10 protein-coding genes are annotated in these 12080 nt (G+C 45.9%); all 10 read left to right on the top strand.

From position 1 onward, the window contains the following. Positions 1-157: 157 nt before the first annotated feature. The 10 genes from greA to ACL9RM_RS22905 all read left to right on the top strand — a co-directional run bounded on the left by greA (position 158) and on the right by ACL9RM_RS22905 (position 11996). The gene (gene greA / locus ACL9RM_RS22950; protein WP_013308160.1) at positions 158-634 is read left to right on the top strand and encodes a transcription elongation factor GreA; all 477 of its coding nucleotides are present in this window, start codon (positions 158-160) and stop codon (positions 632-634) included. Between the two features lie 110 nt (positions 635-744). Beyond that, a complete protein-coding gene (gene lysS / locus ACL9RM_RS22945) occupies positions 745-2265 on the top strand; it encodes a lysine--tRNA ligase (RefSeq protein ID WP_250267119.1) in 1521 nt (506 codons plus the stop codon). 90 nt (positions 2266-2355) lie between these two features. Then, positions 2356-3693: a TrkH family potassium uptake protein gene (locus ACL9RM_RS22940; RefSeq protein WP_061831233.1), complete on the top strand. Its 1338-nt coding sequence runs from the start codon at positions 2356-2358 to the stop codon at positions 3691-3693. A 293-nt stretch (positions 3694-3986) separates the two neighbouring features. Continuing rightward, positions 3987-4520, top strand: a complete 534-nt coding sequence (locus ACL9RM_RS22935; RefSeq protein WP_250267120.1) for a hypothetical protein — start codon at positions 3987-3989, stop codon at positions 4518-4520. A gap of 590 nt (positions 4521-5110) precedes the next feature. Beyond that, positions 5111-5881 carry an enoyl-ACP reductase FabI gene (gene fabI, locus ACL9RM_RS22930; protein ID WP_013308164.1) on the top strand — a complete coding sequence of 257 codons (771 nt, stop codon included), beginning with the start codon at positions 5111-5113 and terminating at the stop codon, positions 5879-5881. A 12-nt stretch (positions 5882-5893) separates the two neighbouring features. After that, positions 5894-7354, top strand: coding sequence for a class I adenylate-forming enzyme family protein (locus tag ACL9RM_RS22925; RefSeq protein ID WP_250267122.1), 1461 nt, complete (start codon positions 5894-5896; stop codon positions 7352-7354). A gap of 44 nt (positions 7355-7398) precedes the next feature. Beyond that, positions 7399-8622, top strand: a complete 1224-nt coding sequence (locus ACL9RM_RS22920; protein WP_103049295.1) for an aldehyde dehydrogenase family protein — start codon at positions 7399-7401, stop codon at positions 8620-8622. Then, entirely contained in the window at positions 8619-10319 is a 1701-nt protein-coding gene (locus ACL9RM_RS22915; RefSeq protein ID WP_250267125.1) for a thiamine pyrophosphate-binding protein, read from the top strand. Before ACL9RM_RS22920 ends, ACL9RM_RS22915 begins: the two co-directional genes overlap by 4 nt. Positions 10320-10342: 23 nt before the next feature. Beyond that, the gene (gene fabF, locus ACL9RM_RS22910) at positions 10343-11584 is read left to right on the top strand and encodes a beta-ketoacyl-ACP synthase II (protein WP_250267126.1); all 1242 of its coding nucleotides are present in this window, start codon (positions 10343-10345) and stop codon (positions 11582-11584) included. Positions 11585-11588: 4 nt separating this feature from the next. Then, positions 11589-11996 (top strand): 3-hydroxyacyl-ACP dehydratase FabZ family protein, encoded by a 408-nt coding sequence (locus ACL9RM_RS22905; protein WP_025721676.1) that lies wholly within the window; start codon positions 11589-11591, stop codon positions 11994-11996. Positions 11997-12080: the final 84 nt, after the last annotated feature.

Raw genomic sequence — 12080 nt, 5'->3', positions numbered from 1 at the left:
GTTCAGTATAAAATCTTGATGTATGCTACAAATTGTGTGCAGCTCTCAAGACAACAGCAGGAAATGTTCTCATTCCCTCAGAGTGGCATATTATGTTTTGAAAGCGTGCATTCCGATGCACTTTTAAACTTTTCCCATGACAGGAGAATCGGTTAAGATGAGCGATAAAGAAGTCATTCTGACACAGGAAGGTCTTAGAAAGCTCGAAGATGAGCTTGAGAACTTAAAGTCTGTCAAACGCCGCGAAGTGGCTGAACGGATTAAGGTAGCCATCGGATACGGAGATATTAGTGAAAACTCCGAATATGAGGATGCGAAGAATGAGCAGGCCTTTATTGAAGGCCGTGTAATTACGTTGGAAAAGATGCTACGCAATGCCCGCATTATCAATAGTGATGAAATTGACACCGATGTTGTGGGAGTAGGTGCAACTGTGACCGTTGAAGATTTGGAATTCGGAGATATTACAGAGTATGCTATCGTAGGTTCAGCCGAATCTGACCCGCTACAAAACAAGATTTCGAATGAAAGTCCGGTTGGCAAGGCAATTCTCGGTAAGAAAAAGGGAACTGTTGTGGATGTCACCGTTCCAGCAGGCGTTATTCAATATAAAATCGTGGATATCAAGAAATAAGACACGGACTTTGGAATTTAATGTAAAAGCTTCCTTGTGGAAGCTTTTTTTCTCTACACCCGGACGGACCCCGGCCCGTCTATTCATATTGAAGGAGCTGATTTAGCACCATGTCGGATGAAACTACTAACCAGGAATCACAAGAAAATCGCGAGGAATTAAGTGAATTATTGCAAATTCGTCGTGCCAAATTGGACGAGCTTCGCTCACTGGGCATTGATCCTTTTGGACGCAAATACATACGCACAGCTGAAGCGGGCGTACTACTGAGCAAGTATGACAGTTTGACTAAGGAAGAACTGGAAGAAAAGAATATTGAAGTTAGCATAGCAGGCCGTATTATGGCTAAACGTGTGATGGGGAAAGCCAGCTTTTCTCATATACAGGATCTTAGCGGACGTATTCAAATTTATGTTCGTCAAGACACGGTACCTGAATCCAAATATAAAGCATTTGGTATTTTGGATCTGGGTGATATTGTTGGTGTTAAGGGTGTGCTCTTCAAGACCAAAACAGGCGAAACGACAATCAAAGTGCTGGATATTGAGGTCTTGTCCAAATCCTTGTATCCATTACCAGAGAAATATCATGGCCTGAAGGATGTTGAATTGCGTTACCGTCAGCGGTATGTCGATTTGGTTATGAACCCTGAAGTACAAAAAACGTTCATTACACGGTCCCGTATTATTCAATCCATGCGTCGTTATCTCGATTCGCTCGGCTATTTGGAAGTTGAAACTCCAACATTGCATTCTATTGCTGGCGGGGCGGCAGCGAAGCCATTTGTTACGCACCATAATGCATTGGACATGCAGCTTTATATGCGTATTGCTATTGAACTCCATTTGAAACGACTAATTGTCGGCGGAATGGAGAAAGTATATGAGATCGGTCGTGTTTACCGTAATGAAGGTATTTCGACCCGCCATAACCCTGAGTTTACGATGATTGAGCTGTATGAAGCGTATGCTGATTATAAAGATATCATGCAATTGACGGAAAACATGGTTGCACATATTGCGCAGGAAGTACTGGGCACACAGCACATTCAATATCAAGGCCAGGAAGTGGATCTGACGCCGCAATGGCGCAGAGTCTCCATGGTTGATGCTGTTAAAGAAGTAACAGGCGTAGACTTTAGCATGCAGATGAGTAATGAAGAAGCTCATCGCCTTGCGAAAGAGCATAAAGTTTCGGTTGAACCGCATATGACATTTGGCCATATTCTGAATGCATTCTTTGAGCAGTTCGTAGAGGAAACGCTTATTCAACCGACCTTTATTACTGGACATCCGGTTGAAATCTCACCGTTGGCCAAGAAAAACGAACAAGATCCGCGGTTTACGGATCGCTTCGAGTTGTTCGTGGTTGCTCGTGAGCATGCGAATGCGTTCACTGAGTTGAATGATCCAATCGACCAGCGCCAACGTTTTGAAGCACAATTGCTGGAACGTGAGCATGGTAACGACGAGGCGCATGAAATGGATGATGACTTTATCCGCGCCTTGGAATACGGGATGCCACCAACAGGTGGACTGGGCATCGGCATCGATCGTTTGGTTATGTTGCTGACAGATGCGCCTTCCATTCGCGATGTGCTGCTTTTCCCGCATATGCGTAACCAACAGTAGAATAACATAACATTATGAATATAGAGGATCAGCCGGGCTTCCCGTGTCTTGTTCCTCTTTTTCATAAGAACGGATGGAGAGAATACTCTAATGAAACGCAGCGTCAAGCTTAGTCGGTTCGCATCGCCTCCTTTTATATTGGTCATCGGATATTTATTGATTATTGCATTGGGTACTTTGCTACTGATGCTTCCTGTTGCCAATCATAGTGGTCATGCTCCGCATTGGATTGATTCGCTTTTTACGTCCGTCTCAGCCGCTTGTGTCACAGGACTGGTTGTTGTTGACGTCGATTCAACGTATACGATGTTTGGCGAAACCGTCATTTTGGTGCTGATGCAGCTAGGCGGTCTGGGGTTTATGACCTTAGCGACCTTGTTTGCGCTGTTGTTGGGGCGGCGATTATCGTTAAAGGATCGGTTGCTGCTTAAGGAGGCTATTAATGCCGATAGCATGGAAGGGATCGTGCGTATTATTCGCAAGGTGCTGATCTTTTCTTTTACCATTGAGGCGATAGCTGCTGTCGTCTTGGCTTTGCGGTGGATGCGAGAGATGCCTGTCGGACAAGCGATCTATTATGGAATATTCCATTCCGTATCCCTCTTTAATAACGGGGGATTCGATCTGTTTGGGACTAGCTTCCAACAGTACGCTGGAGATTTTGTTTTCAATATGATTGCATCTGTGCTCGTTATATCTGGAGGCTTGGGTTTCCTTGTACTTAGTGATTTGTTCGATTTTCGCCGTACCCGAAGACTGTCTCTACACTCCAAAATGGTACTTAGCGTGTCGGGAGTGCTCATTGTGATTGGTGCGCTGGTTATATTTATTTTTGAGTTTACCAATGCACGAACCTTGGGCGCGTTGAACTGGGAAGGCAAAGTATATGGAGCGGTCTTTCAATCGGTCTCCACGAGATCATCAGGTACGAGCACAGTCGATATCAGCGGGTTAAGGCAGGCAAGTCAGTTTTTTATTATGTTGCTGATGATTATCGGTGCTTCTCCGGGCTCCACGGGAGGAGGAATTAAAACGACTACGTTCCTGCTTATGGTAGGTGCGCTAATCGCCGTCATGCGAGGACAGAAGGAAATTGTGTTTTTCCGCCACAGGGTCCCTAACGATATCATGATGCGGGCGCTTACCATTATTGTACTGGCCCTATTTATATTCTCGATTGTGGTTGTACTGCTCCTAATGACAGAGGATGCCCCATTTCTCTCCCTTGCATTTGAGGCTGCTTCCGCAATCGGAACGGTAGGCTTGTCCGTAGGAGTAACGCCAGGATTGTCTGATGCAGGCAAGCTGATTATTTGTGTGACCATGTTTATTGGTCGGATTGGTCCTCTTACGATTGCCTATGCCATTCGTCCACGCTCGACCAAGACATTGTACCGTCGTCCCGAAGGGCATATTGTAATTGGATAGTGTATCTGTAGAAAAGATGTACCCGTGCTGATTAGCATAGGTACATCTTTTTTCATTTCAGATCATCATAATTCTTTATGGGTAGCATATCATGTAAAATGCCCATTTTGAGAACAAAACGAAATGATCTGAACAGATACTGTTTTTCGCAGAAAAAAACGGCTATTTGTTTCCTTTTATGTAATTATAGACAAAATACTAGGAATATTATGTATAATATTGTATGATAGTGGGCATGAAAGGGGGATAGTTTTGGTAAATACCAATTTCTAATTTGAAAGGAATCATCTATTATGTATTTATTTATTATTAGTGCTGAAGTTTTATTTTGGGTTTTTGTTGTTGCAGGCTTGATCGCAAGGTATATGTTTGGCTTGAAGAAGTTAGGCGGTCTTCTTTTACTATTTACCCCCATTATTGATATCCTGTTACTGATTGCGGTGTTCATCACGGTGAAAAGTGGCATGGAGATTACGACTGCTACTGGCTTGGCGGCCTGTTATTTTGGTATTACAGTAGCATTTGGTCATAGGTTAATTAAGTGGGCGGATGTACGGTTCTCCCATTGGTTTGGTAAGGGACCCAAGCCTGAACGCAAGTATGGTGCTGCTCATGCAAAAGAGGAACGGATAGGATGGTTGCTTCACCTTTTGGGTTGGGCTATAGGTAATGCTTTGTTGCTCGCCATCATTGTGTATGTTGATGATCCTCAGCGTACGATGTCTTTGGAGGGCATTATGCAAACATGGGCAATCGTTCTGGCAATCGACTTTGTTGTCTCCTTTAGCTATACTGTAGCTCCCAAAAAACAAAAGCGTAGTCTATAAAGGTTAAGGCTTACACTTAGATGATATCTGGCTGGTCACTCAGGATGTTCAAATCGGAAGAGTCATTGTTGGTGAAAATGAAGTGGTTACTTCCGGTAGGGGGGTGATTCTGTCATCGTAATGTAAATATTTACAAAAATATGCGGATTTTATGTTTAACTCGCTTTGACAGTCACCTTGTTTTTGCCTCGCTACCTTTTTTCACACACATGTATTCCTTTCGATTTGAACACAGACCAACAGAAGCAACACAACTATTTCTTGTGAGATGACAGACAGCATACACGATGTGTTTTCCAGACCTTAGTAAGAAGGATCGTTGTAAAATGAATTTATGGGTCTAGTATGGAGGCGCTTGGAATTTGAAAAAATTGGGCTCGAGATTATAGCTAAAATCAACTGCGGAGTAGTGTTCTACCCATTCACACAAATTTTAAAATAAATTTTGTGATTTGCCTAAAACGTCGCCTATCCAAGTTTGGCAATTAACGCGATAATATTCCAGGAAAGATTACATATGTCTATAAATGTAGACATACGCAATTAAGTTGTTATTTTGTTTAAAAATGTAAAAAAGAAAGGTGGTTTCTGTGGCAGTACTACTGAGCGGTAAGAACATTTTGATTATGGGCGTGGCTAATAACAGGAGTATTGCCTGGGGGACAGCTCAATCTTTAGCTGCTGAAGGAGCACAGCTCATTTTTACTTACGAAAATGAGAGGGTTGCAGAGCGGGTACTAAAGCTCGTTGAAACCATTCCGGGAGCACTGGTCTGTCCTTGTAATGTACAAAGCAATGAAGAGCTTGATGCATTGGCGGATTTTCTAAAAGAAAAAGTAGGCGTACTGCATGGTTATTTTCACAGTGTCGCCTATGCTAAGGCTGAGGACTTGGATGGCTTGTTCGTTGACACTTCTCGCGAGGGGTTCGCTGTTGCCCAAGAAATCAGTGCCTATTCTCTGGCTGCTGTATCCCGTCGAGTATACCCGCTGATGACAGAGGGTGGAAGTATCGTCACCATGACGTATATTGGCGCAGAACGTGCGATCAAAAATTACAACGTTATGGGTGTGGCGAAGGCTTCACTGGAAGCCAGCATGCGCTATCTGTCGAATGATCTGGGCACATATGGCATTCGTGTAAATGCGATTTCCGCTGGTCCGATACGGACCTTGGCTGCCTATGGCATTAAAGATTTTAACACAATGCTCAAACATATTGAAGAAACTACGCCCCTACGCAAGACGGTTGATACGTCGGAAGTCGGAGATACGGCGTTATTCCTATTTTCCCATTTATCGAGAGGCATTACGGGTGAAGTTATCCATGTAGATGCTGGATACCATATTACGGGGATGTAAGGAGGGAACGTTGTGCTTATTACGCATACGGATTGCCGTATTATCTCACCTGAAGGAGTTATGACTAGGGAGCGTCTGGAGCGAGACGTTACGATCTTCTCCCGGATGTTGACGCTCAGAGGAATTCCCGAAGACGGTAGAGTGATTCTGAAAGCGGCCAATTCCTATTGGTTTGTTGTGTCTCTGTTCTCCCTGTGCAATATTGCTGTTTCGGTGACTGTGGTGGACGAGCAGACTGTGCTCGATGAGGTGGCCCAAATCTATGATGAAGCGGATGCCTGTTGCATCCTTACGGATTCCGATTTAGAACTTCCTCATGCTCTCGTTATTCTGATTCAAGATCTGATTCAAGAAGAAGCAGTACACCCGGATTGGGTGGGAGAGCCAAAGCTTGAAGCCCTCGACTTTAACAAGTGGTGCGAGAGGTCAGATGCGCTCATTCTGTATTCTTCAGGTACGACGGGAAAACCCAAGGGAATCGTGAAAGCTGGTTCAGCTTTTATGGAGAATATCAGGCATTCCATACACGCCATGAACTACCTACCGTCTGACCATATGCTCCCCGTTGTGCCTTTTTCTCATTTTTATGGAATCTCACTTATCTTCTCCTGGTGGTTAACTTCATGTTCTCTCATCATCTGCAATCCAAAAAACCTCTGGAGCGTCATTGCAAGTATTACGAAAGACCGGGCGACGGTCGTAGACGCTAACCCCTCTGCTTTTTACACCTTGTTGCGTATGCTAAACCGAAAACCCGAACAACTGGAAATGGTCAAGGAAGCTCCGGTGCGCATGTGGTGCGTAGGCGGTTCCCCACTTACCCAGGACCTTGAAGAGAAATTTAACAACATATTTGGACAGCCCCTGCTGAATGGTTACGGCCTTTCTGAACTGGGCAACGTTACGCTGGGGACGCTAGAGTGTCCGAAGGGTTGTGGCCTACCATTACCTGGTGTGGATCTGAAAATACTAGATTCTACAGGCAACCAGCAGGCGGACGGTATCGTAGGCGAAGTGTGGATACGCAGTGCTGGATGCATGGAAGGTTATCTAAATCGTCCAGACCTGACGCAATCCGTTCTACAGGACGGCTGGTTCAAGACGGGGGACCTGGGCTATCTGGACGACGGAATGCTGTATGTCATTGGTCGCAGCGGTAAGACGGTCAACCGGATGGGCTACATGGTATCTCCGGTCTATATTGAGGACCGAATTGGTTCGCTAGGCTACCGATCCTGCGTGATTACCTTGGAGGATGAGGCTAAAGGGACATTGCTTGTCGCATTCATCGAAAGTGATTCCTCACAGGTCGTGCCTGTGCTCCGCAAAGAGATGAGTCAGGTACTCCCTTCATACATGTTTCCCGATCTTTTGCTTCCGCTCGATCATTTTCCTTTAAATCGCAATGGAAAAGTAGATCGTCTGGAGATGGAGCGTGTTGCTCTAGAGAAAGCTGCTTCTCGCAAAGCATAACAAGATATATACCAAAACTGCATACAGGAAAGGGAGAATGTGCCATGAGTATAAATCCAGAACTGGCAGAAAACACACTGTTTCTGAAAAGGCATGAATCTATTCTGAAATGCCTCAATTATTTGATTGAAAATCGGCAGGAAGTGATGGATATTCTCACACAATTTTCATCCTATCGGGCTGCCAATGCAGAAATTGACTCCACGATCCTCACACTTCAAGGTGCTCTGCAAGAAGTGCAGACCTATCAGCCAAGCTGGCAACGATCTATGGCTGTATTTATGCCTTCCAACGTCATTTTGTACTCCTATGCATTATACCTCTTGATTCCGTCCCTGTACGTTGAAAATATAGACTTTCGCCCTTCTTCTCACGTAAACGAGTACGTCAACATGCTGCATGAAAAGCTTCAGGCTGTACATGGATTACCCATCTATATTCGTAAAGTTAGCCAGAAGGTGTTCATGGAGAATTCCGTGATGCCAGCTGATATTGTGGTGTTCACGGGAAGCTATACCAATGCAGAGAAGATCAAAAAACAGATTCGAAAAGATCAGCTCTACATTTTTTACGGACAAGGACTAAATCCTTTCATCATCGGACCTGATGCAGATCTGGAGCTGGCGGTTACCGATGTGATCCGAATGAGATTGTTCAACTCTGGACAAGACTGCCTAGGCCCCGACATCATTCTGGTACATCAAGATGTGAGTGAGCATTTCAAAGATCTGCTGATTCAACAGCTTGACCAACTCGTGTTTGGTGCCAACGATGATCCGAACGCAAACTATACCCCTATATTCTATAAAGACACGCTATATTCGGTTTCCGAATATTTCAACACGAACGATAAGTTTATTATTTACGGCGGCGGCATTGATTTCCGTACAAAAAAGATGGAGCCAACGGTTGTATATAGTGAATTGGATCAGAATCTGGAGATTATTGAGTATTTTTCGCCAGTCTTCAATGTAGTTAGCTACCAAGACGACGAGCAATTGATCAAGCGTATTTCCTCCAGTTATTTCAGTGAACGTGCAATGGGGTGCAGCTTATACGGATCGGAGCACCTGACTGACGTTCTGCGAAAGAAGCACACGCTGACCATTAATCAGACGCTTGAGGATGTGGATCAAGGTAATAAGCCTTTTGGTGGCTACGGCACGATGTCGAACTATATTTTTTACGATTTCAAGCTCATTTCGAAGCCGATCCTGATTTCAGAAATTGTCGCAGAATATTTGTCGGAAAAGAGGAGTTTGGTATGACTGCGAGCTTCTTTCCCTGGGATGCCATCATTGGCTACTTAAAATCGGCTGGGGTTCAGCATCTCTTTGGATTACCAAGTGATGATCTCAAAATCGTATCGTCACTCCCCTCATCCGGTATGGATTTTATCCTATGCAAAGATCAACGTAATGCTGTGTTCATGGCAGCAGGTTATGCGCTCACCACCAACCAGATGTCCGTGTGTGTTGTGGGGAAAGGCCCTGCGCTCAGTAATACACTCACAGGGCTGCTGGAAGCCAAAAACCTGGGCGCTCCGCTTCTGCTTCTGGCGCTTGGCACTGGTGGAGACAAGCTGGGTACCCGATCCTTTCAGGAAGCGGATCAAATCTCACTCGTGAAGCCGCTCGTAAAATGGGCTTATCGTGTCGAGCATGTGGATCGGCTTGTATGGGCGATGGAGCGGGCTGCCTTTTTGGCTATCAATGGAGCACCAGGTCCTGTCTATATCGAACTCCCTGAAAACCTGATGGACCAGCCTGTGCCAACAGGGTTTCAGTTTACCCCACCAGAAAAGCTGTCGTGCTCTCCGTCTCGTCGGGAGTTGGATGCATCGTGGGGAATTATTGAGAACGCCCGCAGACCACTTATTCTAGTCGGAGGCGGAATGAAGTCAGGTACAGGTGATGTGATTGAGCAGTTTGCTAACCAACATGGAGCGGCCTTGTTCGCAACCGCCTCGGGACGGGGTGTAGTTGATGAAGACCACAAACTCTTCTGTGGTGTTGCGGGACTCTATACAGATCTTAGTCTAAGACAAATCTGGAAGGAATCTGATGTGGTAATCACACTGGGCAGTCGATTGGAAGAAACGGCTACTTTTGAGTGGGATATTTTGCTACAGGATACACCTTTGATTCAAGTCAATGTAAATCTGGAGGATTTTGCACACGAGTACAGGGGTATCAAGGTGCTTGGTGATGGATATGCAGCGGTGGAGCAGTGGCTTGAACGGCGCGGCCAGGAGCCTGATGGAGTGTGGCTTGAAACGATTAGGAGCTGTAAACAGGAGGCTTTTTCTCACAGGGCTATTTATTTGGAAGAGCTGAAAAAGACCCCTGGAATCCACGTTCCTGAGCTGTTGGACATGATTCAGACGGAGTTCCCTGAAAATCTGGTGCTTCTTCAAGAGAATGGATTGCAGGATATGTGGTCCTATTTTTATCCATATTTTCGCTTTGCCCAAGGCTCTTTTTCGATTGTTCCTAGTGATCAAACGAGTCTTGGATTCGGTGCGGCTGCTGCTCTGGGAGCAAGCGTGGCAACACAACGTCCAGTAGTAGCACTCGTAGGTGACGGTGCGTTCAATCTTTTCTGTTCGGATTTTATGACGGCGGTGGAGTATCAAATACCGTTAATCTATCTCGTACTCAATAATGGTGGGTATGGTTGGTTACAGAATCAGATGAATTATAAGCATCTCACAGGGCAGTCCCTCCCGTTTGTTTCTGAGGCGGCCAAGACAGGAATTCAAATTCCTCAGTACGAGTTTGTGGAAAGCCTTGCAATTCGGAGTAAGGGAGAGGCACGCGAACAGCTTCAGCTTGCTTGGCAAAAGTATCAGGAGAACAAGCTTGTGGTCGTCGAGGTATATGCTGATCTTGCGGATGTGCATGAAAAAATCAGTCATGTGTATGGCGACTTTCCTCTCTACGAGCAACAGGCTTCTAAGAATTAATTTCAATGAAGGACGTGGATACAGTGAGAAGACGTGTTGTAGTGACTGGACAGGGAGTCGTAACGCCGGTCGGGCTTAATCTTACGGATTTCTGGAATTCACTGTTGGAAGGAAAAAGTGGAATCGGACCTGTCACTGCTTTCGATACAGCGGACATTCCGACAAAGATCGGTGCACAGGTTACGGGCTTTGACCCCTTGCAATATATGAGCAAGAAGGAAGCTAATAAAGTCGCACAGTTCACTCAGTTTGCTTTGGCGGCTGCCCGGCAGGCAATGGAGCAATCAAAATTAGTGATTGATGAGCGGAATGCAAGTCGCGTGGGGGTTATTGTCGGCTCTGGGGCAGGCGGCCTCGACGTTATAGAGGAGAACTTTGGGAAATTAACAAAGCTTGGTCCCAAAAGAGTTTCTCCTTATTTTGTTTCCTCGATGATGATTAATTCAGCACCTGGTGAAATCTCCATTGCTATTGGAGCCAAGGGGCCTTCTTTTGCTGTGGTTACGGCTTGTGCCACAGGAAGTAATGCCATTGGTGAGGCATTACGTACGATCCAGTACGGCACGGCTGATGTCGTGGTTGCCGGTGGAGCAGAAGCCAATTTTAGTCAGCTTGATCTGGCATCTTTTGCGAATATCCATGCTCTCTCCAGACGTAATGAAGAGCCGCAGAAGGCTAGTCGTCCGTTTGATGTGGATCGCGATGGATTCGTCATCGGTGGAGGAGCAGGAGTCTTGGTGCTGGAGGAGTTGGAGTATGCTTTGAACCGCGGAGCCACCATTCTGGCCGAAGTTGTGGGTTACGGATGCACAACTGATGCGTATCATATCACGGCTCCAGATCCCTCTGGCTCCGGCCCGGCAGAAGCGATCAATATCGCACTGCAGGATGGCGGCTTAACACCGCAGGAAATCGACTACGTCAATGCCCACGGTACGAGTACGCCATTTAATGATCGTATGGAGATTAATGCTATTCAAAAAGTATTCGGGGAGCATGCCCCCCGTTTGGCGATATCGTCTATTAAATCCATGACTGGTCATTTAATGGGCGGTGCAGGGGCAGTCGAATTAATTGCGACTGTGCAGAGTATGATTCACAGCAAAGTACCACCGACACTCAATTGCGACAATCCTGAGGCTCCTGAATTGAATTTTGTGCCGCATGTATATCAGGAACGCGAGGTCCGCGCGGCGATTAGCAATTCATTTGGTTTCGGAGGGCACAACGTCTGCCTTGCTGTTCGCAAGTGGGAAGGGGAATAAGCCTGTGAGCGAAGAGCTAATCCATATCCCGGATGTGCTTCCGCACCGGTACCCATTTCTTCTGTTGGATGGCGTGACCGGGTACGAAACGTCGCAATGGGCGAAGGGATACAAGCTTGTCACCTGGAGTGAGTGGTTCATTACTGACACTAACCCATACATGCCTCCTATGTTGATTGTGGAGTCGCTTGCACAATTAGCGGCATTCGCTGCGATTGATAAAAAAGGCATTTCATACCTGACTAACCTCAATGGAATTCGATTCCACAGCTTGGCCAAGCCTGGAGACCGAATTGATCTCTATTTTGAAGTTATCAAGCGTCGGCGGGGCTATATTCTCGGAAGCGGTCGGGCTTCCGTAGGGGATCGATTGGTGGTTGAGGCGGAAGAAATTGTTTCACTGGATCAATGACGGGGTGGAAGCGCACGTTAAACTGTCCTTTTGTCCTCCTGACTGCCAGGTGCAGCGGGAGGATATTCACATCATGGAATAGGA

This window comes from Paenibacillus sp. S29 (genome assembly GCF_049319765.1).
Classification (GTDB): Bacteria; Bacillota; Bacilli; order Paenibacillales; family Paenibacillaceae; genus Paenibacillus; species Paenibacillus polymyxa_B.
Note: the sequence above shows the minus strand (reverse complement) of the source record. Positions and strands in the feature narration are given on the sequence as shown.

Excerpts from the sequence above, each read along its gene's own strand:
- greA (WP_013308160.1), top strand. The coding sequence starts at position 158 with ATGAGCGATAAAGAAGTCATTCTGACACAGGAAGGTCTTAGAAAGCTC.
- lysS (WP_250267119.1), top strand. The coding sequence starts at position 745 with ATGTCGGATGAAACTACTAACCAGGAATCACAAGAAAATCGCGAGGAA.
- ACL9RM_RS22940 (WP_061831233.1), top strand. The coding sequence starts at position 2,356 with ATGAAACGCAGCGTCAAGCTTAGTCGGTTCGCATCGCCTCCTTTTATA.
- ACL9RM_RS22935 (WP_250267120.1), top strand. The coding sequence starts at position 3,987 with ATGTATTTATTTATTATTAGTGCTGAAGTTTTATTTTGGGTTTTTGTT.
- ACL9RM_RS22920 (WP_103049295.1), top strand. The coding sequence starts at position 7,399 with ATGAGTATAAATCCAGAACTGGCAGAAAACACACTGTTTCTGAAAAGG.
- ACL9RM_RS22915 (WP_250267125.1), top strand. The coding sequence starts at position 8,619 with ATGACTGCGAGCTTCTTTCCCTGGGATGCCATCATTGGCTACTTAAAA.